The organism is Streptomyces sp. NPDC006733 (assembly GCF_040636125.1).
Lineage (GTDB): Bacteria > Actinomycetota > Actinomycetes > Streptomycetales > Streptomycetaceae > Actinacidiphila.
This window is the reverse complement of sequence record NZ_JBEYJD010000014.1, coordinates 138,390-162,905: the sequence shown is the minus strand read 5'-3', so window position 1 is coordinate 162,905 and position 24,516 is coordinate 138,390. Positions and strand designations below refer to the sequence as shown.

General features: G+C 69.7%; 24 protein-coding genes and 2 pseudogenes. 12 read left to right on the top strand and 14 right to left on the bottom strand.

Annotated elements, in window-relative coordinates:
* Positions 1–47: 47 nt before the first annotated feature.
* Positions 48–275, top strand: coding sequence for a hypothetical protein (locus tag ABZ721_RS15235; protein WP_358789073.1), 228 nt, complete (start codon positions 48–50; stop codon positions 273–275).
* 185 nt (positions 276–460) lie between these two features.
* On the opposite strand, the gene ABZ721_RS15230 is transcribed toward ABZ721_RS15235, so the two are convergent.
* Together ABZ721_RS15230 and ABZ721_RS15225 are read right to left on the bottom strand one after the other, a co-directional pair.
* Complete coding sequence (locus ABZ721_RS15230) at positions 461–751, bottom strand: hypothetical protein (RefSeq protein ID WP_358789072.1); 291 nt, start codon at positions 749–751, stop codon at positions 461–463.
* A 440-nt stretch (positions 752–1,191) separates the two neighbouring features.
* Positions 1,192–2,214, bottom strand: coding sequence for an AI-2E family transporter (locus ABZ721_RS15225; protein WP_358789071.1), 1,023 nt, complete (start codon positions 2,212–2,214; stop codon positions 1,192–1,194).
* A 710-nt stretch (positions 2,215–2,924) separates the two neighbouring features.
* Here ABZ721_RS15225 and ABZ721_RS15220 point away from each other — a divergent pair.
* The 3 genes from ABZ721_RS15220 (at position 2,925) to ABZ721_RS15210 (ending at position 5,666) form a co-directional block, all read left to right on the top strand.
* Positions 2,925–3,278, top strand: a complete 354-nt coding sequence (locus ABZ721_RS15220; protein ID WP_358789070.1) for a VOC family protein — start codon at positions 2,925–2,927, stop codon at positions 3,276–3,278.
* 1,345 nt (positions 3,279–4,623) lie between these two features.
* Positions 4,624–5,172 carry a hypothetical protein gene (locus ABZ721_RS15215; RefSeq protein ID WP_358789092.1) on the top strand — a complete coding sequence of 183 codons (549 nt, stop codon included), beginning with the start codon at positions 4,624–4,626 and terminating at the stop codon, positions 5,170–5,172.
* Positions 5,064–5,666: a response regulator transcription factor gene (locus tag ABZ721_RS15210; RefSeq protein WP_358789091.1), complete on the top strand. Its 603-nt coding sequence runs from the start codon at positions 5,064–5,066 to the stop codon at positions 5,664–5,666. Before ABZ721_RS15215 ends, ABZ721_RS15210 begins: the two co-directional genes overlap by 109 nt.
* Here ABZ721_RS15210 and ABZ721_RS15205 read toward each other — a convergent pair.
* The 4 genes from ABZ721_RS15205 to ABZ721_RS15190 all read right to left on the bottom strand — a co-directional run bounded on the left by ABZ721_RS15205 (position 5,633) and on the right by ABZ721_RS15190 (position 8,836).
* Entirely contained in the window at positions 5,633–5,908 is a 276-nt protein-coding gene (locus ABZ721_RS15205; RefSeq protein ID WP_358789069.1) for a hypothetical protein, read from the bottom strand. The two genes, ABZ721_RS15210 and ABZ721_RS15205, sit on opposite strands and share 34 nt — an antisense overlap.
* Before the next feature lie 113 nt (positions 5,909–6,021).
* Complete coding sequence (locus tag ABZ721_RS15200) at positions 6,022–6,816, bottom strand: hypothetical protein (RefSeq protein WP_358789068.1); 795 nt, start codon at positions 6,814–6,816, stop codon at positions 6,022–6,024.
* A 406-nt stretch (positions 6,817–7,222) separates the two neighbouring features.
* Positions 7,223–7,474 carry a hypothetical protein gene (locus ABZ721_RS15195; protein WP_358789067.1) on the bottom strand — a complete coding sequence of 84 codons (252 nt, stop codon included), beginning with the start codon at positions 7,472–7,474 and terminating at the stop codon, positions 7,223–7,225.
* Positions 7,475–7,936: 462 nt separating this feature from the next.
* Positions 7,937–8,836, bottom strand: coding sequence for a GNAT family N-acetyltransferase (locus ABZ721_RS15190; RefSeq protein WP_358789066.1), 900 nt, complete (start codon positions 8,834–8,836; stop codon positions 7,937–7,939).
* A gap of 937 nt (positions 8,837–9,773) precedes the next feature.
* Between ABZ721_RS15190 and ABZ721_RS15185 the strand changes: the two genes are divergently transcribed.
* Both ABZ721_RS15185 and ABZ721_RS15180 read left to right on the top strand, forming a co-directional pair.
* Positions 9,774–10,004 carry a transposase gene (locus ABZ721_RS15185; RefSeq protein WP_358789090.1) on the top strand — a complete coding sequence of 77 codons (231 nt, stop codon included), beginning with the start codon at positions 9,774–9,776 and terminating at the stop codon, positions 10,002–10,004.
* Positions 10,005–10,207: 203 nt separating this feature from the next.
* Complete coding sequence (locus ABZ721_RS15180) at positions 10,208–10,552, top strand: STAS domain-containing protein (protein WP_358789065.1); 345 nt, start codon at positions 10,208–10,210, stop codon at positions 10,550–10,552.
* Positions 10,553–10,649: 97 nt separating this feature from the next.
* On the opposite strand, the pseudogene ABZ721_RS15175 reads toward ABZ721_RS15180, so the two are convergent.
* Positions 10,650–10,978: pseudogene (locus tag ABZ721_RS15175) on the bottom strand (MerR family transcriptional regulator).
* Positions 10,979–11,822: 844 nt separating this feature from the next.
* Between ABZ721_RS15175 and ABZ721_RS15170 the strand changes: the two are divergent.
* The 3 genes and pseudogenes from ABZ721_RS15170 to ABZ721_RS15160 form a co-directional block, all read left to right on the top strand.
* Positions 11,823–11,975, top strand: a pseudogene (locus tag ABZ721_RS15170) (helix-turn-helix domain-containing protein); the annotation flags it as partial.
* Positions 11,976–12,085: 110 nt separating this feature from the next.
* Entirely contained in the window at positions 12,086–12,628 is a 543-nt protein-coding gene (locus ABZ721_RS15165; RefSeq protein ID WP_358789064.1) for a Scr1 family TA system antitoxin-like transcriptional regulator, read from the top strand.
* A 355-nt stretch (positions 12,629–12,983) separates the two neighbouring features.
* Positions 12,984–13,562 carry a hypothetical protein gene (locus ABZ721_RS15160; protein WP_358789089.1) on the top strand — a complete coding sequence of 193 codons (579 nt, stop codon included), beginning with the start codon at positions 12,984–12,986 and terminating at the stop codon, positions 13,560–13,562.
* Between the two features lie 88 nt (positions 13,563–13,650).
* Here the strand turns inward: ABZ721_RS15160 and ABZ721_RS15155 are convergent, their stop codons facing one another.
* Genes ABZ721_RS15155 through ABZ721_RS15145 form a run of 3 tightly spaced genes read right to left on the bottom strand, consistent with a single transcriptional unit; the run spans position 13,651 to position 17,185 of the window.
* Positions 13,651–14,004: a UBP-type zinc finger domain-containing protein gene (locus tag ABZ721_RS15155; RefSeq protein WP_358789063.1), complete on the bottom strand. Its 354-nt coding sequence runs from the start codon at positions 14,002–14,004 to the stop codon at positions 13,651–13,653.
* Positions 14,001–15,512 (bottom strand): ATP-binding protein, encoded by a 1,512-nt coding sequence (locus tag ABZ721_RS15150; protein ID WP_358789062.1) that lies wholly within the window; start codon positions 15,510–15,512, stop codon positions 14,001–14,003. The genes ABZ721_RS15155 and ABZ721_RS15150 overlap by 4 nt, the downstream gene beginning before the upstream one ends.
* Positions 15,509–17,185: an FAD-dependent oxidoreductase gene (locus ABZ721_RS15145; protein WP_358789061.1), complete on the bottom strand. Its 1,677-nt coding sequence runs from the start codon at positions 17,183–17,185 to the stop codon at positions 15,509–15,511. Before ABZ721_RS15145 ends, ABZ721_RS15150 begins: the two co-directional genes overlap by 4 nt.
* A gap of 519 nt (positions 17,186–17,704) precedes the next feature.
* Between ABZ721_RS15145 and ABZ721_RS15140 the strand changes: the two genes are divergently transcribed.
* Positions 17,705–18,745 carry an NAD(P)-dependent alcohol dehydrogenase gene (locus ABZ721_RS15140; protein WP_358789088.1) on the top strand — a complete coding sequence of 347 codons (1,041 nt, stop codon included), beginning with the start codon at positions 17,705–17,707 and terminating at the stop codon, positions 18,743–18,745.
* Positions 18,746–19,194: 449 nt separating this feature from the next.
* Positions 19,195–19,977, top strand: coding sequence for a type I methionyl aminopeptidase (gene map / locus ABZ721_RS15135; RefSeq protein ID WP_358789060.1), 783 nt, complete (start codon positions 19,195–19,197; stop codon positions 19,975–19,977).
* 583 nt (positions 19,978–20,560) lie between these two features.
* Here the strand turns inward: map and ABZ721_RS15130 are convergent.
* The 3 genes from ABZ721_RS15130 to ABZ721_RS15120 all read right to left on the bottom strand — a co-directional run bounded on the left by ABZ721_RS15130 (position 20,561) and on the right by ABZ721_RS15120 (position 22,789).
* Positions 20,561–21,421, bottom strand: a complete 861-nt coding sequence (locus ABZ721_RS15130; RefSeq protein ID WP_358789059.1) for an enoyl-CoA hydratase/isomerase family protein — start codon at positions 21,419–21,421, stop codon at positions 20,561–20,563.
* A 71-nt stretch (positions 21,422–21,492) separates the two neighbouring features.
* A complete protein-coding gene (locus ABZ721_RS15125; RefSeq protein ID WP_358789058.1) occupies positions 21,493–21,918 on the bottom strand; it encodes an OsmC family peroxiredoxin in 426 nt (141 codons plus the stop codon).
* A 241-nt stretch (positions 21,919–22,159) separates the two neighbouring features.
* Entirely contained in the window at positions 22,160–22,789 is a 630-nt protein-coding gene (locus tag ABZ721_RS15120) for a cysteine hydrolase (protein WP_358789057.1), read from the bottom strand.
* A 186-nt stretch (positions 22,790–22,975) separates the two neighbouring features.
* On the opposite strand from ABZ721_RS15120, the gene ABZ721_RS15115 reads away from it, so the two are divergent.
* Positions 22,976–23,584 (top strand): helix-turn-helix domain-containing protein, encoded by a 609-nt coding sequence (locus ABZ721_RS15115; protein WP_358789056.1) that lies wholly within the window; start codon positions 22,976–22,978, stop codon positions 23,582–23,584.
* 39 nt (positions 23,585–23,623) lie between these two features.
* On the opposite strand, the gene ABZ721_RS15110 is transcribed toward ABZ721_RS15115, so the two are convergent.
* On the bottom strand, positions 23,624–24,331 hold the full coding sequence (locus ABZ721_RS15110; protein ID WP_358789055.1) for an alpha/beta hydrolase: 708 nt from the start codon (positions 24,329–24,331) through the stop codon (positions 23,624–23,626).
* Between the last annotated feature and the right edge of the window lie 185 nt (positions 24,332–24,516).

Below are 24,516 nucleotides of genomic sequence, written 5' to 3'. Positions count from 1 at the left end.
GTCCCCTCGAACACCCGCAGATCCGCCCGGGCCCGCCGAGAGCACCCATGGCTGTCGCGGCGGTGGCGGCGGGACGGTCGGTCGGCGCGTGCAGGGCCCCGACACCGGCGGCGGGCGCCCGATGGACTGCCCGCAAGCCGCTGATGGCCCACGTCGACGAGCGCGACCTGCAGATCCTGCAGTTGCGCTTCGGCGACGCAATGACCCCGGCTCCGGTCGGCGCCGAACTCGGCGTGTTCCTGATGCGCCTCCCCGCCTGCGGACCAAGGTCCTGACCCGGCTGCGCGACGGCATACTCGCCGACCGCCCCCACTGAGCAGGCATGTCCCGCACGATCCGGCGCAGCTGACGGCGGCGAGTAAACGCCTCCACGGGTCCTGCGCCGTACCACCGTGCTCTGATCACTGCGGGACGAGAGGGCGCGGCCAGCCGCGCTGGCGGTGCAGCGCCCGGCGCCGGGTCAGTGACCGCCAGTCAGGGTGCCGGCTACGCTGCCCGCACGCTCCGCCCCCTGTTGTGCGGCGTGATCGAGAACGTTGCCGTTGGTGCAGTTGTTGGCATTGGTCGCCCAGGGACCGGCCACCGGCACGACCGCAAGCTCCTGGAAGCAGACCGCGGCGGCGGTGAAGTTCCAGTTGTTCGCGGCGTTCACGCCCGGTCCGAAGTTGCTGTCGTTGTCAGCGAATGCCGCCGGGGTGCCGGCCGCCAGCGCGGCAGCGGCGAGCAGGCCACTGGTGATGATCTTCTTCATGTCCGACCCAACGGCTCTCGTACAGAGCACGACACGGCCCTTCACCCGAAAGCACGATCACGCTTTCGGTGCCCGAGAAGCCGTCCTCGCGGATCAGAATGAGGTGCCGAACCGCCGTGGAGATGCGAGGGGGCACGATCCCAACCGTGTGCTGGTGCGGATCGCAGCGAGTGCGCCTCCTCAGAACCTGGCCGAGCCGCCATCGACCGGGCCTCCAACCTTCCCAGCACAGGACGGACATGGCGAAGGCCTATCGGCTCGGCAGCGGGAGTGCGTCGTTGTCAGAGGCCACCTCCACTCCCCGTACCCAGTGCTGCACCCCGCCGATTACCCGGGCCGCCGCGTCTGCGGCAGGAAAGAGCGGACCGCTCGCCGACACCAGGGCGACGCGAACCGGTGCGTGGCTCGTCACCGCAGCAAACGGCCGTGGGGACGTGCGGTCAGGCGGCGTCGAGCTTGGGGAAAGCGACCTCATCGAGTACCAGGTTGATCGCCACCGCGACCGGAACCGCCACCAGTGCTCCGATGATCCCCAGCAGCGCTCCCCCGGCGAGGACCGCCACCACCGTGACGACCGGGTGGACATCGACCGCGAAGCGCATCGCCCGCGGCATGATCAGGTAGTCCTCCAGCAGGCGGAAGGCCACGTAGAAGCCCGCAGTCGCCGCCGCGACCGGCCAGGAGACCGACAGGGCGACCAAGCTCACCACGACCCCGGCGATCGTCGAACCCACCATCGGGATCATGTCCATGAGCGCGGTGAAGATCCCCAAGGCCGCCGCATAGGGAACACCCATCGGCGCGCACCACGCGAAGGTCGCCACACCCGCGATCGCGGACGTGACCACGTTGCCGAGCATGAAGCGGCCGATCCGTACCAGAATCTCCTCGGTGATCTCCTGCGTGCGGGGCCGCCTACTGCCAGGGACCAGTTGGTAGGCGAACCGTTTGATGGCGGGCATGCTGGCCATGAAATAGATGGTCAGCGTCACGACCACGACCGTGGCCGTGATAGCACTGACGACGTACAGGCCCGCGCCCAACAGGCCGCCGAACACACTGGTGCCACCCGAACCCAGCTGGGACTTGGCCTTGTCGGTCAGGTGGTAGCGGTCCTCCAGACGACCCAACGTCGAGTGGTGGTCATGCAGTTGCTGCAACCAGCCGGGGATCGCGCGGATCAGCGCGTCCGCCTCGGTGATCACCGGCGGAACCACGACCGCGAGGAGGCCCGCGACGAGCAGGCAGAACGCGGCGACCACGATCAGGACCGCGCGCACCCGACGGATACCCCGATCCACCAGCCACCCCACCAACGGCTCCAGGCTCACGGCTATCAGGAACGCGAGAAGCACCAGCAGGAGCACCTGACTGGCCCGCAGGACCGCCTGGGCGACCTGCCAGGCCAAGAACGCCCCCAGCGTGAAGGTGAACCCGGCCACGAACCAGGACCTGCGGCGCATACCCCGCACGCTCCGCGCGGACGGTTCCGGTGCCACCCCTTCCGCGGGTATCCCCACGGGGCCCTCCACGGGCCCGTACGTCGACGACACGATGCGTTCCTCCGCTTCCCACAACCCCACACGCCCTGCCTCAACGGTCGGCTTCCCGCTGGGGGCCGGTCCAGCCCTGCTCCCGCAGGGACGGCCGGGCCCAACAGCGGACGGATCACCGCCGGAGGGCCCGACGGGCCCCCTGGCCAAGCCACGAGAACACCCACGACGGACACAGGCTGCGCATCACCGCCACCCCACCCGGCACACCGGCAAGGGGATCGGCGGCGTCGTGGAACACCCCTCGAGGGACGGGGCGCTCGCCACACCTCCGCCCGTCGCCGGGCTCGGCACCCTGTCGTTGCTGGCTGCGTGAGCCTGGACGCCGGCGGCAGAGGTTGCCTGATGGGGCCGTTGGCGGCGGTAAGGGTGCCACCAGCCGCCAACGACTTCTTGGACTGCGGGCCGGCCACGCGAACGAGGTGGCGTGCTCGAGCGCCCTCTCCCGCCGCGTGCGCTGGAAGCGTTCGCTCTTACCCATGTCGCCGCCTGGGGGTCGCGGAGCGACCGCCGGTTTCCGACAGGTGCGATCGAGCGTAGGCACGGAGGGTGTGTCCTCCCGCGAACCATCCGGCTCCTGCCACACTGCCCGGGACAGTCGCAGCGTGAAGGGGAATGCTATGCGGGTTATCGGCGTCATCACCGATGTGCAGGTGCCGGATATTGCGTCGGCGCACGGCTTCTACGCGGACTACCTCGGCATGGGCACCGAGGAGTTCAACATGGGGTGGGTGGCCCGCTACACCTCACCCGAGACCGGCGCGCACATCCAGCTCGTCACCCACGACGCGACCGCTCCGCACAATCCGGTCGCCACCCTCAAGGTCGACGACGTCGAGGCCGCCCTCGCACAGGCCCAGCAGCGCGGCTACGAGATCGTGCACCCCCTGACGGCCGAACCCTGGGGTGTGCGCCGGTTCTTCGTCCGGGCCCCCGACGGCAACGTTTTCAACATCGTGCAGCATCGGGACTGACCCACCCGCCGGCACCCAGCCCCTCGGCACTGCTGCCCGACCCCGCCCGCAGTCACCGCCGCCCCGGACGGTCGTGGGCATCGCCTACCCCACCGTGCCCACCCTCGGCCCGATCCCTTCGTGGACGCCGACTCCCCCAGGCTCTCACCATCGCCAGCCACCTGCTGATCGTGACGTCCTCCTGCAGTTCTTCGACTGCACCCAGAACATCGGCGTCGGTCTTCTGCGCGGCCTGGATGACACCACAGGCGGACGACGCATCACCCTCATCGCCCACGGGGCCGTGGGCCTTCCTCCGCCTGGCTCCGTGCCTACGCTCTGCACCTGCGGGCTGTGGGAGCGGGCGACCGCCGTGCCGACCTGAACGGGACAGCCAGGTGACCCCAAGGGGTTGAGGCGATGGGCCCAGAGAGCGCAGGGCCAGACAAGCCAGCACGACGGATGGCCCACTTTCTCGTGCCGGCTGCTTCACACCCCCTGAGACCCTCGCTCACGCGTTCACCGCACTCCTCCATGGCACGGCCGTGCTCTGCCAGGAAAGCGCCCTCCGCAAGGCCGAGGCCATCCGGACCGCACCGCTCATCCGGCCCCGGCAGCCCGTGCCGCCGCGGCGGGCATCCCCGGCACTCTGCCCAACCGCCCGCTCCACGGCCTCCAGCAGCGTGGACCGGTCAGCGCCGTCTTCTGAAATGTCTGTTCCGATGCAGTTTGTAGATAATCCAAGGCGCCAGAGCAACCCACACGGCCAAGAACGCCCACTTCAACCACGGAGGCCCGTCCGGCCTACTGCCCTGGGCCAACTCGGAGGCAACCACCATGAGTGAAGTCATAACTCTTCTGTTGCCCAGCTCGCCGACCCACACGCGCCCCCTGGGGTCCGCCCGTCGGAGCCGTAAGGCTCTCGTTCCATCGGATCCGGCCCAAGCCTCCGGCCGACGGAGTGGTCCGCCCCCCGCCCCGAGCGCTTCTGGCTTCGCCTCCAGCATCGGCTCGCTAAGGTTCCCAACGGAGCGAGGGCCAGCCAGGACGGGTCTGCCAGCTGAGAGCATTCCACAGGGCTTGTTATTCTCGACCTGCTGTCTACGCACGCCCCTTGGCACACTGTGGAGCGGCGGCCTTCCCCGTAGGCGACGACCTCGTAAGGCGAAGAGGCCCTGCCCCGGCTCGGCATTCGGGCGGGACCGGGACTGAACCGATGGCGCAGGGCGATCTGCTCGGCGGTGAGCGGCATTCGGCCCAACGCCCCTCACCCGCCACCGCCCTACGGACGCTCGGTGGGCACGAGAAGCAGGCGCCACGGCGGCGGGCACGTGATCACCCGACTACCGGGACGGTCGCCCAGGGAGTGTTCGACGCGATCGACGCACACCCGTGGCTGGGCGCCCATCTCTCCCGCACCCCGTCGCCGGTCGCGATGCCGCAGTTGTTCGAGGGCTTCGGTGGACCGCTCCCGGCGCTCGGCGTCCCCGAACAGGCGCAGTTCGACTCCGCGTCCGCGCTGGTGGGCTACACCCTCGGCGGCGCCGGCCAGAACGCCGCGAACACCCGCCTGCTCCCGCCCGGCATGACCGGGAAGGGCCCGGCCCACGGCTTGGGTCTCGTGGGCATGCGCGAGCGGGTCGCCCTGCTCTCCGGCGACCTCAGCGCCGGAGCGTCCCGAGGGGGTTTCCGGGTAACGGCCCGGCTGCCGCTGCCCGTACCCGCGGGAGTGGCGGTGAAGGCCCGATGGCCGCCGCTCCAGTACGCGTCGTTCTCGCCGACGACCAGCCACTGGTACGGTCCGGCCTGCGCCTGGTCGAGGCCGACCACCCCGACCTGGAGGTCGTCGGAGAAGCAGCAATCGGTGCCGAGGCGGTCCCACTGGTCAGGGACATCAGCCCCGACGTCGTGGTGATGGACATCCGGATTCCCGGCATGGACGGGATCGAGGCCACCCGCCTGATCACCGCCGGTCCGGCCGCGACGCGCGTCCTCGTCCTGACCACGTTCGACGAGGACGACTACGTCTACGGCGCGCTGCGGGCCGGAGCGAGCGGCTTCGTGGTCAAGGACATGGCGCTGAACGACATCCTCGCGGCGATCCGCGTGGTCGCCGTCGGCGATGCGCTGATCGCGCCAGGGATCACGCGCCGCCTGATCGCCGACTTCGCCGGGCGGCCCCCGCAGCGCTCCCCCCGTCCGGTCGCGGGCATCACCGAGCGGGATCAGGAAGTCCTGACCCTCATCGGGCGCGGCCGGACGAACACCGAGATCGCGAAGGACCTCTTCATCAGCGTGGCCACCGCCAAGTCGCACGTATCACGCCTGCTCACCGAGCTGGGCGCCCGGGACCGGGTCCAGTTGGTGATCACCGCCTACGAGATGGGGCTGGTCACGCTGTCCAGCTGAGCAAGCACCGCGGTCTCGACTGCCCCCAGAACCGTGATGTTTGCTGCCTCCCCCAGCAGGGTGCGCGGGCGGGGCACCATCTCACGGAGGAACAGGTCCAGATCGAGGCGGCGGTTCCTGTCCGGCGCGAACTGGCTGCACGGACTGCGATGGATCCAGAACAGCGGTGACAGTGCCCGGCGGCCTGCGTCGGTGAGCTTGTCCGCCCGCTTCAGGTCGGCCAGTACCTCCCGCGTCGCCAATCCGTTGGCGCGCGCTGGACAAGCGCTGGAGCAGGTGCAGCGGGAGCAGGCTGGCCTCCGGGGACTTCGTGTCCGCAGCGGCCAGGTCGCAGTCCTCGCCGTAGGACAGGTCGCTAGGACTTCTTCTTTACGTGACGGGTTCCCATCAGTGAGCATCCCTCGGGCAGTTCGCTACCCACAATGAAATCTCCGGCAGCGTTCTCCTTCACCGCACCGATGGTGGCCGAGCAGTGCGGCGTTGCCCTCACGATGGCAATGGCGAACACTGCGCCAATATCGGATGGTCCGCCGAGGGGGCCGTCAGTGGTGGACCATGTCCCTTCCCGGACCGCGACCGGATGGTCGCTGGTGCGGTAATAGACATTCCCTGGAGAATTGGCAGAACCGGAGTAGTCCAACAGCCAGAGGTTATCTGTGCCGATACCTCTGACTTCTCCGCTCACTTCAAAAGTGCCGTCGACGCTAGATCCCTCCACTGGCCGAGAGAAGGAGAAGTAAGGCGATTCACTCTTCTGACTTCCAGTGCTCGCCGCTGGGGGAGGTACCTCGGCTGCACCAGGCGACTCCCCCGCCTTCTTACTAGCCGTCGGGCCGGGCGCCGCCACCGACGGCTGCAATGCATGAGATCTCCCCCATTTGAAACCAATTGCTCCGCTCATTCCAGCGAGCAAGAGACAGGACAACCCGCAGGCAATCTGGATCTTGCGATCCGCGCTCTTTGCAATGTAAAAGAAGGCGGCCAAAGTGAAAAAGATGACAGCGGCCGCAATAACGACCATGAATTCGGTCCGAATCCAGCCGATAATGGTTGCGATCGTGGCGATAGCCGCCAAGGGAGCAAAGAAGGTGAAGAGGCGCTCAGGCGTGAAGGGCGCCCCGCTGGAAGGCTGGGTCGAGCTCGGAGGCATCGAATCCCCTCCCGTTGCGTGCATTTCCGTGGGAACTATGGGACACCTCACGACACAGCCTGAGGATGTTCGTTAAAACTTCTTCTGCCGCCAAGTTAGCGATGGGAGCGCCGCCCCGGCGACGACAACGTCGAATTTCGCAAAAGGTGTCGAAACTAGTTAGGCATCAGTCAAAATCCGTCATTGGCGTACGGCAGCGCTAGGGTTCGCCTCGTCTCCCCCACGGTGCCGACGAGGCCGGGCCTCGTCGAGGTGGTCGAGGTTGGAGCTGATGAACTCGGCAAGGCTCCGGGCGGTTTCGACACCGATCCCACCCCGGGGTTGCCGTCGACCCCTGGACCGCGCCATTTGTGGTCCGCTTCCGCGTGTAGCCCAGTTCCTGCAGGACGCCGCTGAGGCAGTCCGTCTAGCTTCGCAAGGTGCGGTGCAACAGCACGGCGCGGTCGTCGGCAAGGCTTTCGGTCTGCGCGCGGGCGGCTGCAGTGCGGGCCGTAATGGAAACGAACCACTCCACGGTGGCGTGCCGGGCGCCGAGGGAAGTGACGAGCACACCGGTAGCCTGGCTGCGTTCTTCGGTCTGGGTCATGGGCCCCGTCCCCGTGAACAGCATTTCCAGCGTGGTGCAGGTCGGCTGTCCGCCGCTTCGGTAGACGGTCATGGCCGGCCCTTCAGGGGCGTGTGCGTCCACCGGCCGCCCCTTGTGAGAGGAGTCCGCGGGAGCGTGACGGGTGGCGCGCAGTACCCCAGTGAGCGAGCGGCTGACTCCGTGCTGGGCGGCCTGGATCTCGTACGGGAGCCGATAGCGCCCGCCGGGTGGATCCGTGCAAGCCAATCAAGCCGAGGTCCTCGCCCTCACCGCGGGCGCCCTGGCGGCCCTCCTGCAACACAGCACCGCTGAGCCGTCGATGTCCCGGGGCTGACCGGCTCATGCGCAGGACCGACTCCGGCCTCGTCCTCACGACCTTCGCCGCGGCCATCCCGCTCATGCCCGGAGTACAGGCGCCACCGGCGACGAGGTCACACTGATAAGCCAGGCCTGCACCCCGCTGCTGCGCCAGGCACTGGGCAAGTGGTCCGGACCTTCCTGCGGCCCGGACCACCCACCACGTGCTACTCCGCGCTATGTTGCTTGACCCGCCGGGTGGAAGTTGATGCGTTCACTGATGACGGGGAAACCGGCCTTGGCAAAGTTCGCAGCCATGGGAAAGTTGCCGCGGTCCGTGGCTCCGCTGACGAACTCGGCGCCCTGCTCTACGAGGAGGTGGGTGCACTCGGCGAGGAGATCGTAGGCGTAGCCGTGGCCGCGTTGTTCCGGGAGCACTCCGATGAAGCCGATGGTGGGGCCCGAGGGGTTGTGGGCCGGGATGTGGATGCCCGCCAGCTCGCCCGTCGGTGTGCGTGCGAGCTGCCACCACTCCCGCGGTGAGGGGCACCAGTGGAAGAAGTCGAGTTCCTCCTGAGCGGCCTGGTCGAGGCCGCCCTCCTCGATGGCTTTGAGCGCGTGGGCGTCCAGGGTGGCGGAGTGGATGCGACGCAACGCGTCGAAGAACACGATGTCGTCGGGTTCGGCGCTGAAGTGCAGGCGTCCGGGCCGCTCGGGCAGACCGCGCTCCGGCGTCCAGCGGTACAGGAAGCGTTCCACCAGGAGTTCGTACCCTGCGGCTCGGGCAGCGGCGAAACGCGCCTCGGCGTCGGCGCGCAGGTCGGTCGTGTCCCGCCAGCCACCGGGCAGGTTGATCTCGAGTTCTACCTGCCACGGAGCCGAGCGCAGGAGTTCGGCTCCGGCCTCCTCTTCGCCCTCGGCCACATCGAACCAGTTGATGTTGACGGGCTGCGAGTCGTCGGGGCCGCCCCACCATGCGCCGCGGGCGACGACCTCGCCGTCGCGCAGGGCCACGCGCTTCCAGTCGGGGCGGAACTGGGTACGCCGATGGGCCTCACGGGCGCCCAGGGGGTCGGGAAGTGCGTTGAACAGATGAGCGTCGCTCGCGGTGAGCGCGCGGATGACCAGATCGGTCATGGATTCCTCCGGGATACAGGCTGCTTGGAGCGCTCCCGGTCAGAACTGACCAACCACACCGGGACAACGAAAGAGGGAGCGCTGGAAAGTTGTGAACTGCATGGCACTCGCCTCCTTCCGTCCGTCTCAGGGCGTGAAGCCACACGCTACGTGATCTTCCGCGGGTCCGTCCACGGATTTCCGCGCCCCGTGCAGGACGTATTCGTAAAGTTGTGTCTCCCAGAGCGCGCGGCCTTCCTCCTGCTCAGCTGGTCTGACCTGCAGCAACGTGCTTGGTGGAAGGGCTCTGCCCTGCCGAAACGGCTGGTCGCGCGGGCTGCGCGCGATGGCGGGAGGAACAGGCGATCCCCAGGTAGACCGGAGCAGCATGCTCCTGGAGACAACGCGGAGACTGGCACGCCTCCGCCCTGCGCAACGTCTTCAACAGTCTGATCGGACAGCTCTACCACTGCTCCAGCACCACAAACAGTTCGGTGAAGCCCCCCGGTTTCCCCAGCCTCGGTCACCCAGATCTCGCAGGCGGCGTGAGGCAGGGCAAGACTGTTTCTGCCGGCCCAGAAGGGCCAAGCGCCAGTGCCGCGCGGGGCTACCGCAGGACCGGGCAGTTAACCTCCTCGTACTCACCCGAGACGGTGAAGACGCTGGCACATCTCGGGCACTCTGCTTTGCCGAAAAGGTGGGCGATTCCCTCGGCAAGTCCGAATTCCCCATCCCGCCTGGCCATCTCGTGCATCCACTGGCCGACACCCGAGAGCTCCTCGTCGGGCGCCGGCCGGAGGTCGCGCCGGTCCACGTCGCCCAGGTTCCAATCGCGGATCGCTGAGTAGCGCCCGTAGTCGCCAATTGCGATCGTCCCTTCGTCGACGGGCGGATCTGGGACAACCTGAACGTGCACCTGGACGCCCATCTGCGCGCCTACATCGACGCGCACGGCTGAATTGCCTCTGTCCAACTGCCCGCCTATGCGCCCGACCTGAACCCCGTCGAGGGCATTTGGTCGCTGGCACGCCGCGCGGGCCAGAACAACATCGCTTTCACCGACGCCGACCATCTGCTGCGCGTCCTTCGCCGAACCCTCCGCCAGATCCAATACCGCAGCGAGCTCATCGACGGATGCCTCGCCGCAGCTGGACTCACCCTCACGACATCCAGCACGAAAGCTCAGTAGCGGAGCGCTCTCGGCAGCTGCGTCAACCTGGAACCGGGCCGATTCACTCAATCGGGCTATCGGATTCGCGAGCTCCCGCTGAGCGCCGGGTGGGTCCTCGTAGGCTCAAATTCTCCACCCCGATCCCCGGTGGCTGACAGCACCGCACTCACGCCGCCTGGGGACCGCGCGCACCAGGTTGTGTCCTCACGACCAGGAGCCTGATGTCCAGCGAGCACTATCCGGATGGGACGGTTCGCAGCGTCACTACCGGATACCGAACCACGGTCACTTTGCACGGAGAGTTCGACATCGCCGTCACCCCCGTGCTGACCGCACACCTGGATGACGCTACCGCCGGCCCCCGACCCGAGGTTGTCGTCGACCTGCGAACGGTCACCTTCATCGACTGCAGCACCCTGGGCCTGTTGTGCCGGGCCGGGCGTCGCTGCCGAGAGCGCGACGGCACCCTGACACTGATCTGCACCGACCCACGAACCCTGCACCTGCTGGGCATCGCCGGCCTGCCACAAGCCGTCCCCTTGGCCGACCTGCGTAGCCGCCCGTGATCACCTGTCGCTGACGAAATGCCCGCCAGAACCCCACACGCCTGAGGTAACCACAACGCGCTGCGCGGCAGACTACCTGCCGCGCTCAGCGCGTGGCTCAGGCGGCAGGTCCGTGGGCGGCGCGGGTGCGGAGCTGTTCGTTGCGTGCGAGGGCCTGTTCGAGCTGGCCCTGCAGCGCGACAATCCGGCATGCAACCTCGATCGGCGTGCCCTGGTCGACGAAGTCCCGGACCCGGGAAGCGACTGCAGCTGGTAGCGGGAGTAGCGGCGGCGGCCGCCCTCGGAGCGCAGCGGGGTGATCAGACGGGCGTCGCCGATGGCGCGCAGGAAGCCCTGTGTGCTGCCGATCATGTCGGCGGCGCGGCCGATGGTGTAGGCGGGGTAGTCGTCATCGTTGAGGCGGGCGAAGGAGTCGTCTCCTGTCATTGCACCTCGTCGTAGAACGCGTGGAGGGGCCCTGGCGCCAATGGCACCAGGGCCCCGAAGGAACGGGTTACACCATCTGCCGGCCCTGGTACTGCGCCGACCTACTTGTTCCGCACCAGCTCAAAGGTGATGAGAGCGGGTGCGGGGATCGCGGTTGCTTGACCTCAGACCACCTCACGCTCGATGTCCTGCGGTACCCGGGCCCATACCTTCCGCCCGGGCGATCCTGATGGCGCCTAGTCCCTCCGTTTCTTCCCTCTGCGATCAATCACGTACCTACTGCTGATACCGCTGGTGACGCGTACTGCTCGGTGGCCCACCATGGCGCCACCTTCGACAGCCAGCCCCGTCGCCCATCCTGCATCTGCTCTGGCTTAGAACCCCACTGCCGAACCTCCCGGTGCGCGCGCCCGCAGCCAACGCCTTCACCGAGGTACCACGCACACATACCACTGCTGGATACCGCGTACTGCACCTACAGGTACTGCCACTGCGTGAACTGCGGTCCTGCGGCGGCGGCCCCTGATCACTGCGGGCTGCCCGGTCCGATGGTCAGTCCCGTCGCCGTCCTGCTAACGCTCTGGCTTCGCAACTCCACCACCGCACCGCCCTGCACACTGCAACTACCGGTACTGCGGATACTGCTGCCCGGCAGTTCGTCCCTGCCAGGCCCTGCTGTCTCTCTGGGCTACGACAGGAACACTACCCACAAGCAGAAGCGAATGTCTACTCCAGAGAGAATAGATTTCCGGTTCGTGTCGTCGGAGGCATCTTGTCCCGACCTCGACATGCGCTGCCGTCCCTCCTCGCCCAGCGCAGCGACAGTCCTCCGACGGCGGCGGGCATGGTGATCGGCGGCTTCCTGGAAGGGCTGCGCCGGGCCCAGGCGTTGGGGTTGTCGCAAGCTGCCAGCCGGGTCGGTATGACCGGCAGCCGACTGAACCGCATCGAGTCCGGCCTGCCCCCGCTCCGCCCCGACGAGCTGCGACATCTGCTGGACGTGTACCGGTCCGCCTGCCCGCTGCCGGTCCGAGACGGGACCCTGCAGCTACTGCAGGCGGCCGGAGCGGCCCGGGGGACGGCTGCCGCGACGCGGGGCCGGGGTGGGTGGCCCGGCTCAGCGCGTGTGAGCAGATCGCCGAACGCATCGCTCTGTGCAGCCACGCCGTGCCGGGTCTCTTCCAGACCTCCGCCTATGCGCTGGCGTATCAACGGGCGCTGCCGCAAAGCCCGGCGCGTGCCGGGCGCGTCGCGGCTATCGCGCGGTCCCTGCCGGCGGGCCACGGCAAGGACGTCACCGTCTACCTCGATCAGCGCGTCCTCACCCTGCCCTACGGCGGGCCGGCCACCATGGCCCAGCAACTCGCCCACCTGCTGCGCGTTGCCCAATGCGGCGACGCCGAGATCCGCATCGTGCCCGACGAGGCCGCGGTCCTGGGTCCCTCGGCGCCCTTGTCGATGCTGGAACTGCACGGACAGGAGCTGCTCGTCGAGGAGTCCTTCGGCGCGGTGTACTCCATCGGCGATGACGCGGCTCGGGTCTGGCGGCAGTACCTTGAGCCCGCCGCCAACGGCGCCTGCTCCGCCACCCGCAGTCTGGACCTTCTCGAGGCCGCCCAAAGGGCCTTCCAACAGCAGCGCGCCCGATGAGCGCGGCCGCCGGCAGGCCCGCGAGCCCGCCCCGATCCCGGCAGGCACCGTGACCTGCCTCCTGCTGCGCCTCGCCCTTCACCTGGCGACCACCGCGGTCGCCCGACAGCGATCCGCACGGCCGACCGAACCGCCGATGCAGCGCCTGATCGCCTTCGAGGACCGGCTCGCACCCGCTCCGCCGTCCCATGTCTGCGGCGTTCCGCCCGCCGCAGTGCCCCAGATCGCCGGTCCCGCCCACAGGAGAACCACGGCTCCCCCACCGAGGGATCCCTGGGCGGGACCGGTGCCCGACCACTCTGACCCCTTCGGGCGCACATTCCCCGCCCCGAACACCACCCAGAAAGGCACGACCATGCCCACCCCGACCGTTCTGCCCCACCCCCACCTGGTGGCTGACCTCGCCGTGAACATCCTCCAGCGTCTGGAGGACGACACCGAGTTCTCCGCCTTCCACCAGGCGAGCCTGACGGGCGCCGACGCGAGGCAGTGCTTCACCGGCTTCCCCGTCATCTCCCACTGGAAGCTGGAGGACGATGCCCCGCGGCTGTTCACCGAAGCCCTGCGGGCCCTGGCGCTCAAGGCCGCCGTCTACGCGCTGACCGAGGACGAGCAGGCGGCGGAGATCGCCATCGCCGTCCCGGTCGACGAGATGACGCACGCGATGCTCGCGCAGCCCCAGCTCCTGCACCGCATCGCGGACTGCCACGCGGTCACCATCATCCACCAGACCGACCAGGAGCACACCGACTACCGGCCCGGCGACTACACCCACCGGTGCTACACCGTGGCGTGGGGCGAGCCCCCGGCCCGGTACTGGCTCGACCACGAACAGGTCGAAGCCAACCGCCGCCACCTCGCCGACCTCTATCAGAGCATCGGTCCGGGCCGGTCCGGACGCGAGCACACCATCACCTTCGCGCCGACGGCCTGACTGCGTGCCGCTGCCGCCGCGCGGGGTTCGACAGGCCGGCACGGGCATCCGGTAGAGCCCGCGCCGGGACCCGCGCGGGGCCGCCTGTTCAGGAGTGGAGCTGGCGCGTCCAGTCCTGCGGGACGCGGCCGGCCGGGCCCGGGACCGGCTGGTCCGCCGGGTGCCCGGACGGCGGGGTCAGCGCGGGGCCGGTCTCGTACAGTGCGTCGGCGGCGTAGTCCCAGAACCAGTCCTCGCCTGGTTCGTAGCTCTGCACCACCGGATGGCCGGAGGTCTTCCAGTGGGCGGTGGCGTGCTGGCCGGGCGAGGAGTCGCAGCAGCCGATGTGCCCGCACTGGGCGCAGCGGCGCAGGTGGAACCACCAGCCGCCGGCCGCTTCGCAGTCCGCACAGCCGGGGCCGCTGGGCGCGGTGCTCGGGTCGACTCCGTCGATGGCACTCATGACGACTCCTCAGGGGTCGGGGTTCCCGGCGCGGTGTCCGATGCGGCGGGCGGTTCGGTGTCCGGTGCGGTGTCGGTCACCGGGGCGGTCAGCGGCAGCAGGACCTGGAAGCGGGTGTCTCCGGGGACGGATTCGACCTGGAGGCTGCCGTGGTGCTTGCTGACGACGATCCGCCAGGAGATGTCCAGGCCGAGCCCGGTGCCCTCGCCGACCGGTTTGGTGGTGAAGAAGGGGTCGAAGATGCGGCTGCGGATGTCCGCCGGGATGCCGGGCCCGGTGTCCCGGAACTCCACCAGCAACCGGTCCCCCACCCGGGCTGTGCGGACGGTGAGCGTGCCCTCGCCGCCCGTGCTCCCGATGGCGAAGACGGCGTTGTCGATGAGGTTGGTCCACACCTGGTTGAGCTCCGCCGGGTACGCGGGCACGTCCGGCACCGAGCGGTCGTACTCCTTGACCACCCGGATCCCGCGGCCGATCTTGCCGGAGAGCATCAGCAGGGTGCTGTCGAGGAGTTCGTGGACGTCGACGACCCGGTGCGCGGCGCGGTCGAGCTGCGAGTACTGCTTGGCGGCGTCCACGAGGTGCGAGATGCGGGTGGTGGAGTCGTCGATCTCGTCCATCAACAGCTCGGTCTCCACCGTGTAGCTGAGCCAGCCGATGGCCCCCGGCAGGACGTCGTCGGCCACGATCGCCGCGACATGGTCCAGCCAGTCCGTGTCCAGGCCGGCCTGGACGAAGACGGGTGCGATCCGCCAACCCTCCGCGATGCCGTGGTCCTCCAGCCAGTCGGTGAGTTCGTCCTCCCGGTCGGACGCCTCCATGGGGCTGAGCACCGGTGCCTTGGCGACCAGTTCGGCGGTGCGCTCCTGGATCTCGATGAGTTCGGCGAGCGCCTCGCGGGAGTAGGGGCCCTGGGTGATGACGGCCAGCTTGTGCCGCATCTTGCCGACCCGTTCGCGCAGCGTCGCGGTGGCCCGGACCGCCGCGGCGGCCGGGTTGTTGAGCTCGTGGGTGAGCCCGGCGGACAACGAGCCCAGCGCCAGCAGCCGTTCGCGCTGGCCGATGACCTGCTGGGTGCTGCGCGAACCGAAGAACAGTCCCTCCAGCAGGTGGGCGGCCATCGGGAACCACTCCTGCATGATGTCGGCGAACGACTGCGCGGGCAGCACGAAGAACCGCGTCGACTCCGTCACCCGCATCGAGTTGTTGTACACCTGGGGCACCTGGTCGCCCAGATAGGCCTGCATCGCCCCCGCGTACACCCCGCGCTGCGAGGTCCGGCCCACCTCCACGTCGTCGCCGCCGACCCGGCGCGACAGCACGACGGTGCCCTCGATCATGACGTAGAAGCAGCTCGCCGGGGCGCCCTCGGCGTAGACGGGACCGGCGTCGAACCGCTCCACGCGCCCCTCGGCGCACAGCCGGCCCAGCTGCTCCGGGGAGAGCTTCTCGAACAGGAACAGCGAGGCGATCTCCTGCGGGCTGCAGGGCAGGACCCGCCCGCTCATGACTGCTCCAGGTAGCGGTGGACGAGCATGACGGCCATGGCTCCCTCTCCGACGGCGGACGCGACGCGCTTGGCCGACCGGGCGCGCGCGTCGCCCGCCACGAACACGCCGGGCACGTTGGTCTCCAGGTGGTAGGGCGGCCGGTCCAGCGCCCACTCGGCCGGCGGCGTGCCGTCCGCGGTGAGGTCCGGCCCGGCCAGGATGAACCCGTGGTCGTCGCGCAGCACCTCACCGTCCAGCCAGTCGGTGAGCGGGGCCGCGCCGATGAAGACGAACATCCACTGGGTGTCGACGAGTTCGCTCACGCCGGTGTCCACGTCCCGCAGCGTGAGCTGCTCCAGGTGCCCGTCGCCGTGCGCCGCCTCGACCACGGTGCGGGTGCGCACCGTGATGTTCGGCGCGTCCTCGATCTGCTGGATCAGGTAGTACGACATGGAGGCGGTCAGGGAGTCCCCGCGCACCAGCAGCGTCACGGACTTCGCGCCCCGCGCCAGGTACATCGCCGCCTGCCCGGCGGAGTTGGCCCCGCCCACGATGTACACGTCCTGCCCCAGACAGGAGGCGGCCTCGGTGAGCGAGGAGCCGTAGTACACCCCGCAGCCGGTCAGGTCCTCGCAGCCCGTGGCCTGCAGCTGCCGGTAGGAGACGCCGGTGGCCAGGATGACGCTGTGCGCGGCGATCGCCGAGCCGTCGGAGAAGCGGACCACGCGCGCCGCGCCGTTGGCCTCCAGCCCCGTGACTTCGCGGGCGGTGAGGATCTCGGCGCCGAACCGGCCGGCCTGGCGGCGGGCCCGGTCGGTGAGCTGGGCGCCCGAGACGCCGTCGGGGAAGCCGAGGTAGTTCTCGATGCGGGAGCTCTGCCCGGCCTGCCCGCCGGTCGCCGACCGCTCGACCAGCACGGTCCGCAGCCCTTCGGAGGCCCCGTACAGGGCCGAGCCGAGCCCGGCCGGCCCGCCGCCGATCACGATGAGGTCGTAGAACTCGGCGGTGGGCGTGGTCGCGAGCCCCACGTGCGCGGCCAGCTCGGGGGTGTCCGGCTCGACCAGGACGCCGCCTCCCGGGGCGATGACCACGGGCAGCCGCTGTCCGTCGGCGTCGGCCGCCTGCAGCAGCCGCTGCCCTTCCGGCTCCTCGGAGGAGTACCAGCGGTAGGGCACCTGGTTGCGGGCCAGGAACTCCCGTACGGCCGAGGAGCGGGCCGACCAGCGGTGGCCGATCACCTTGGTGGCGGGCACGGGCCGGTGGTCGCTGGCGCGCCAGGCGGCCAGGAGGTCGTCGATGACCGGGTAGAGCTTCTCCTCCGGCGGGTCCCACGGCTTGAGGAGGTAGTGGTCGAGGTCGACGACGTTGATGGCGTCGATCGCCGCGTTGGTGTCGGCGTACGCGGTCAGCAGCACCCGCCGCGCGCCCGGGTACACGGCCAGGGCCTGTTCGAGGAACTCGATGCCGTTCATCTGCGGCATGCGGTAGTCGGCGAGGATCACCGCGACCAGATCGCCCCGCAGCTTCAGCTCCCGCAGGGCCTCCAGTGCGGACTCGCCGGATTCGGCGCGCACGATCCGGTACCCGGCTCCGTAGCGTCGCCGCAGGTCGCGGGCGATGGCGCGGGAGACTCCCGGATCGTCGTCCACGGTCAGGATCACGGTCCGCGCGGTGTCGGCGCCCTCTGTCATACCTCTCCCGCCCCGAGTGGCCTGGTCCAGCGGCGCGGCGCGGCAAGCCGCCCGCGCACGGTTCGTGCCCATCATAAGTTCGATCGCCCGGGCTCGCCCGGGACCCCCACCCGGCCGTGGGTCCTCGCACCGGGCGGCCGGCGTCAGGTGGGTAGGCAGGACCGGGCGGGCGGCCGCCCGCGGCTGCCCGGCGGGCGCAGGCCCGCCGCGCCGGGGGCGGGCCCGCCAAGGATGCTTGGGCACCGGGCACTGGCACAGGATGGAACGGTGCCGGGCCGGACGTGCACGGTGCGCGTGTCCCCACCCCCTGCTCACCTCCCTGGCTCCGCGGAGCCAGGCGTCGGCGACGGTCCGAGTAGTGCCATCCCTGACGGCGCCTGACCTGCTGGTCCCTGAGCGGCCGGCCGCTCATCTGGGGCAGAGCGGTTGGTATCGCGCCCTGCCGCCCCGGCTTGCAGTATGGAAGGCAGCTGCAAGGAGAGGGGCAGTCCGATGTCGTTGTCCGCCATTCCGGCCGTCATGAAGGCCGTCCAGTACCGCTCCGTCGGATCGGCTCCGGAAGTGGTCAGCATTGACCGCCCCGAGCCCGGTCCCGGCCAGGTGCTCTTGAAGGTCACTGCCGCCGGAGTGTGCCACTCGGACATCGCCGTCATGAGCTGGCCCGCCGAGGCGCTCCCCTTTCCGCTGCCGCTGACCTTGGGCCATGAAGGTGCCGGCACCGTCGCGGTGCTGGGCGAGGGCGTCAGCGGATTCAGCGTCGGCGACGCGGTGGCCGTGTACGGGCCCTGGGGCTGTGGCGGCTGCTTGATGTGCGCCCAGGGCAAGGAGAACTACTGCCTGCGCGCCGAAGAGCTCGGGATCCGCCCGCCCGGACTCGGCGCGCCCGGCGCGATCGCGGAGTACATGATCGTGGACGACCCGCGCCACCTGGTGCCGTTGGGCGCCTTGGATCCCGTGACCGCCGTGCCGCTGACCGACGCCGGGCTGACCCCGTACCACGCGATCAAAATGTCGCTGCCCAAGCTGATCCCCGGCAGTACCGCCGTGGTCATCGGCACGGGCGGCCTGGGCCATGTCGCCATCCAGCTGCTGCGGGCGCTGTGCCCGGCCAGGGTGATCGCCTTGGACGTCAACGACGAGAAACTGGCGCTGGCCCGTAAGTCCGGCGCGCACGAGACCCTGCTGTCCGACGAGCACGCGGCCGACACGGTCCGCGAGCTGACGCAGGGTCTGGGGGCCCAGGCCGTGTTCGACTTCGTGGGCGCCGCGCCCACCGTCGCCACCGCCATGGCCTGCGCAGCCGTGGAATCCGATGTCACCATCGTCGGCATCGGCGGTGGCGCAGCCTCCGTCGGCTTCGGCGTCACCCCCTACGACGCTGCCGTCCGTGCTCCGTACTGGGGCACCCGGGCCGAACTGATCGAGGTGCTGGACCTGGCCCGCTCGGGCGCCATCGGCGTACAGGTCGAGACGTACGCGTTGGATGACGCGCCGAAGGCCTACGAGCGGCTGCACGCCGGGCAGATCAACGGACGCGCCGTGATCCTCCCCAACGGCTGACCGCGGTGCGTTGCGTCTCACTCCCCGCGACCTCCTGCCCATGATGGGCGAGGCCGATCCGGACCCGTGTGGGGCCGGCAGCAGCCTGGTGAGTGGCTGTGCCAGGTCGGCGGCCGCTCTGCGCGTTCGGGTGTCGCCTCGCTGTTCCCTGCGTCTGCGGGACCAGCCCATCAACCCGGCCGACGCTGTCCCGTCGGCCCGCTCGACACTGTCGGGCCGTTGCCCGCGCACTGCGGGTGGCCCCCGGGCAGAGCCACGGCGCGCCCCCCGCCCCGACCGGCGACGCACCCCTGCGCACGGCGATACCCCGGCTCGGCCGTCGGCTGCGGCGGTCCTCGCGAACGTCGACGGGTATGCGGCGGCCGGGAGCGGCAACCCGACCACGGCCCCATTCTCATACCGGTATAGTTAGACCGTGATAGTTATTGGACACACGGGAGAGGCCCCCCATGATTGAGATCCTGAACTCTGCGCGGCTCGAGCGGGCGCGGGGCACCGGCGCTCTGGTCGGAGACATCCTGCACACACTCAAGCAGCGCAGCACGGTCGGGACGAACCTGCTGGACATCGACCAGTGGGCCAAAGAGATGATCACCGAGGCGGGAGCACAGTCCTGCTACGTCGACTACGCGCCGTCCTTCGGGCGCGGCCCGTTCGGGCACTACATCTGCACGGCCGTCAACGACCGCGTGCTCCACGGGCGGCCTCACAACTACGCTCTGGCGGACGGGGATCTGCTGACGCTCGACCTCGCGGTGTCCACGCGCGGGGTGGCCGCCGACGCCGCGATCAGCTTCCTGGTGGGCACCGCCCGGCCGGCGGAAAGCGTTGCGATGATCGAGACGACCGAACGGGCGCTGGCCGCCGGCATCGCCGCCGCCCAGCCGGGGGCACGCATCGGTGATCTCTCCCACGCCATCGGCACGGTTCTCAGCGAGGCGGGCTACCCGATCAACACCGAGTTCGGTGGCCACGGCATCGGCTCGACCATGCATCAGGACCCCCACATCGCGAACACCGGACGGCCCGGCCGCGGATACCAGCTGCGCCCCGGACTGCTGCTCGCCCTGGAGCCCTGGGTCATGCAGGACACGGCCACCCTCGTCACCGACACCGACGGGTGGACACTGCGCAGCGCGACCGGCTGCCGAACCGCGCACAGCGAGCACACCATCGCCATCACCGACACCGGAGCCGAAATCCTCACTCTGCCCCCGCACGCACGACCGTAGGAGGGCGCTGTACGAGGTCGTCACTCCCGACACCACGCCGTCCTCGTCGGAGCCCAGCTGCCCGTCTCCCCGGTGTGCCCGTCCGCCGGGACGGCTGTGGTTGTGCGGTGCACGGGCTCGGCGAAGGCGCTGATCGCGGATCGGCCGAACACCAGCACGGGCAGGGCCGCTTGGCGTCCCATGGCCGAGCCGAAAAGCGGAGCCGGCGCCCGGCACCTCCCGGTCGGCACCAGGGACGCGACGGTGACCCCCGCCGGCCCGCACCGGGCGGGTGAGCGCGGACCGCGGCCGAGTCGGGCGACACCGCCAGTCGAGATGGCGTTCGCGGGCCGCCCGCGCCAGGGCGGCTTACCCCTTCCGCCCGCACGTCTCGTGCAGTGCCCGTCGGCGAAACCGGGTGGGCCCTGTGGCCCACGGGCGTACCGCTCCACGTCCTGCCCGGTCTTGCCGGTGCGAAGCTTGCTCACGTCGCCGACCGGCACCGTGCATCAGTGTCCTGCCGTGCCCGCATCCGCCGGACCCGTGGGCGGCCCCCGCACGATCTGGGCCTGCGGCCCTTGCCGTCCCGAGCCGGCGGTGCCGCTCAGGACGGGGACGGGGCCTTGGGGAAGGTACGCCCCATCTCCGCGCCGAGGTTGCGCTCGATGTGGGTGTTCTGTTGCAGCCCGCGGGCGAACAGCTGCGTGTTGATGGACTGGAACTCCGGGCGGGCGGCGGCCGCCCAGAAGGCGTCGGACTGCCGGGGGAACACCTCGTCGGCGGGGAGGGTGAACTCGTTGACGAAACCCTTGAGGTCGGTGATGACGCGGCGGTCCCACCGGGAGACGCGCGTGGCGTACGCGTCGACGAAGGTCTCGAACGACGCGTCGGGAATGGCCCGGTTCACGTAGCCGTACCGCTCGGCCAGTTCGCCGTTGAAGTCCTCACCACCGAGCATGATCTCGAAGGTGCGGCCGCGGCCGACCAGACCGGCCAGGCGCGCGGTGGCGCCGCCGCCGGCCACCGCGGTGAAGCCGACCTCCATCTGCCCCAGGATGGCCTTCTCGAGGCTGGCGAACCGGATGTCGGTGGCCAGGACGAACTCGCTGCCGGCGCCGCGGGCGATGCCCCGGATGGCGCTGATGGTGACCGCGGGCACCTTGCTCAGGCGCACGAGGATGTCGACCCACGCGGCGTAGCCGGTGGTGCCGGGGAGGGCTTCGGCGATCGCCGGGTCGGCCGCCAGATCGTAGTGCGCCAGGAAGAACTCCGGATTGGCGCTGTCGAAGACGACCACGTTGACGGTGTCGTTGCTCTCCAGCTCGGCCAGCAGCTCCTTCAGGTCGCGCATGAGGTCCGGGCCGATGACGTTGACGGGCGGGTTGTTGAAGGTCACTCGCCACAGTGCCGGGGTGGTCTCGGTGAGTGTGAAGTGCGTGGGCTGGTAGTTGTTGGCGAAAGGCATGGTGGCTCCCTGGTGCGGCTGTTCTGGGTAATCGGCGTGTAGGGGTGCTGCTCGTGCCGGTGCAGGCGGCCCTAGTTCGAAAGGGTCGCGGTCATGGTGATCGGGACGGACAGTGCCTTGGAGATCGAGCACCGGGCCCGTGCGCCTTCGGCGATGTGTTGGAATTTCTCCTCGGTCGCGCCCGGGATTGTCGCGTCCGTGGTCACGTGGATTTTGGTGATGGCCGGCCCGTGATCGTCGGTTCCCATGGTGAGTTCGACGGAGGTGCGGGCGGATTCCACCTGCAGGTTGTGCTGGCCCGAGATATTGGCCAGGGCGTGGTTGAAGCATCCTGCATGCCCCGCGGCGAGCAGTTCCTCGGGGATCGCCCCGGGGGCGCCTTCGAATCGGCTGGCGAACGTGTAGACGGCGCTGGGCAGGGTGTCGGTGGCGGTCGAGATCGTTCCCTCGCCGTCCTGGAAGGCCCCGCGCCACTGCGATGTCCCGATGGCGAGCATCGTTCTCCCTCTCGTGTCTGCAGCAGTCAATTACTGCGATAGCTGAGTTGTTCCAACCAACCTAGCAAGTCCTGTATTTTCGGGCAACTTATTGGTTCGCATTTCTCTTTCCCGCCGTCCGGCACCCGTCTTTTATGCGGGCGACAGAGTTCGCAGAGATACCGCCCATTTATGGCACGTTGGATCGGCCCGCCGGCGCCTTGTTCTGCGGGTAGCGGCCAGTGCGGGTGGGCCCGGGTGTTCAGGCCGTCGCTGCGGCGATCGCGGCGATGAACTCGTCGATCGTGGTGACCGTGTGACCAAAGGTCGGATAGGAGACGTCGAGGGCTGCCCGCTGGGCGGCCTCGGTGAAGTCTGCGACGGCGTCGGTGAGGTAGGTGACGTGGTATCCGGCCTCCAGCGCGTGTCGGCCGGTGCCCTCGACGCAGGTCTGCGCGGTCAGGCCGGCCAGGACCACGCGCTCGATGCCGTGGGCCTGGAGCTGGTGGTCGAGGTCGGTCGCGGTGAAGGAGTCGAACATCCGGTGGTGGCTGATGACGATGTCGCCTTGCTGCGGCTTGAGCGGCTCGTAGAAGGCGCCGCCGTAGGAGCCTTTCCAGAACACGTGGTTGTCCAGGCCGGCCTGGAAGACCGGGGGCACGGAGGTGACGTCGTCGAAGCTGTGCTCGTCGAGCCCGTGCGGGCAGTAGAGGAGGGTCACGCCCGCTTGGCGGGACTTCTCGATCAGGTGGGCCAGCCGCGCGGTGAGGTCCGTCGCCTTCAGCATCGGGGCGATGTGCCCGTTCAGCTTGCCGTCGTCTGCGAAGAAGTCGTTGAGGAGGTCGACCAGGACCAGGGCGGTGCGGTCGGCGCGGTACGGAGGTGTGCTCATGGTGGCTCCCTTGTCAGGGTCGTTCGCCGGAGGGCTGTTCGCCGTGGTGAGGTCGTCGGGTCCATAAATCGCAGCTTGCATGCCATTTGTCCTAGAGGGAGGTGATGATCGCCTGTAGCCTCTGTGCGGTCGAAGCAGGCGGCCTGGAAGGTCCGGACAGGCAGTCCTTCGCCCCCGGAGGTTGCGATGCGCGTCTCGCGCCGGCAGGCGGCGGCCAACCGTGAACGAGTGGTGGGCGCGGCGGCCGAACTGTTCCGTGTGCATGGTCTCGACGGCGTGTCGATCGCCGACATCATGCGCTCCGCGGGTCTGACCCACGGCGGCTTCTACGGTCAGTTCACCTCCAAGGAGGTTCTGGCGGAAGAGGCCTGTGCCGACGGGGTGCGCCGCAGCGTGGCCGCCATCTGCGCGTCAGCCGCCGAACCACCCGACGCCGCCGAGGACTCGCGGACCGAGCAGCGCACCGCACTGCGACGTGTCCTGGACGCCTACCTGTCCGCCGAGCGTCGCGACCGGCCCCAGGAGGGCTGCACTCTGGCCGCCCTCGCCGGCGACGCCGGGCGGGGCTCGCCGCAGTTGCAGGGCGTTTTCGCGGCCGGTGTCCTGGACATGGCCCGGGCGCTGGGCTCGGTGGAGAGCGGGCTTCCGGCCGATGACGAGGCCGCTCCGCTGGACCTGCCGCTGCTGGCTGCCATGGTCGGTGCCGTCGTCCTGTCCCGGGCGGTCCACGCCGCAGACGCCGCTTTGTCGGACCGGATCCTGGCCGAGACCAAGGAGCGCCTGGCCGATCGCTGACGTGTCGGTGTCCCCGGTCGCGGCCGCGGCCACGGGGGTTCAGGACAGGGAGCGCACGGCTTCGATGATCACGTCGGCGACCTCGCGCGAGCGCGAGACGGCGATGGAGTGCGAGCCGCCTTCCAGGACGGTCGCCGTGGCCCCGATCCGTTCGGCGGTCGCCTTCTGGTAGTCGGGGTTGATGGCGTTGTCAGCGCCGGGGATGACCCACCAGGTGGGCAGGCGCTTCCAGGCGGGTTCGACCGCCAGGGGCTCGCCGAAGGCGATCGCGGCGGCCGGTCGCTGGTTGGCGGCGCCCGCCGCGGCCTGGTCGTCGCTCACGTCGGCGGCGAACACCGAGCGGTACCGGTCGGCCTGGATGGTGAACTCGGGAAGGTCGCTGCCCGGGTAGCTCCAGGGCTGCAGCGCGCCGGCGAGTTCGGACGCGGGGTAGGCGCTCGGCGCGTCCTGCGCGTTTTCGTCCTTGTCCAGGCCGAAGGCGGCGACGAGGACCAGGGCCTTGACGTTGTCGGCCGAGCTGCCGGCGTAGGTGATGACGGGCCCGCCGTAGCTGTGGCCGACCAGGACGACGTCGGTCTCGGTCTGGGCGGCGGAGGAGGCGACGTACTGGCCGTCGGCGCTCAGGCCGCGCAGCGGGTTGGGTACGGCCCGGGCCGTGATCCCTGCGGCGTGCAGGTGGGCGATGACCTTGTTCCAGGCGGAGCCGTCGGCGAAGGCGCCGTGGACCAGCAGGACGGTGGCAGTCATGGTGAGTTCCCTAAGCTTGGTTGGCAGAACGGGTGGTCGGAGTGTGCGCAGGGATCGCGGTCACCGGGGCGGCGTGCGCCGGCGCGGTGGTGCGCGAGGTGGCGGCCGGGCCGCCGCGCCACCCCGCACCCCTCGGCGGCCGTCGAAACGGGCGCTCGCGGGCGCCGGCGGGGTCGGTGTGCCGG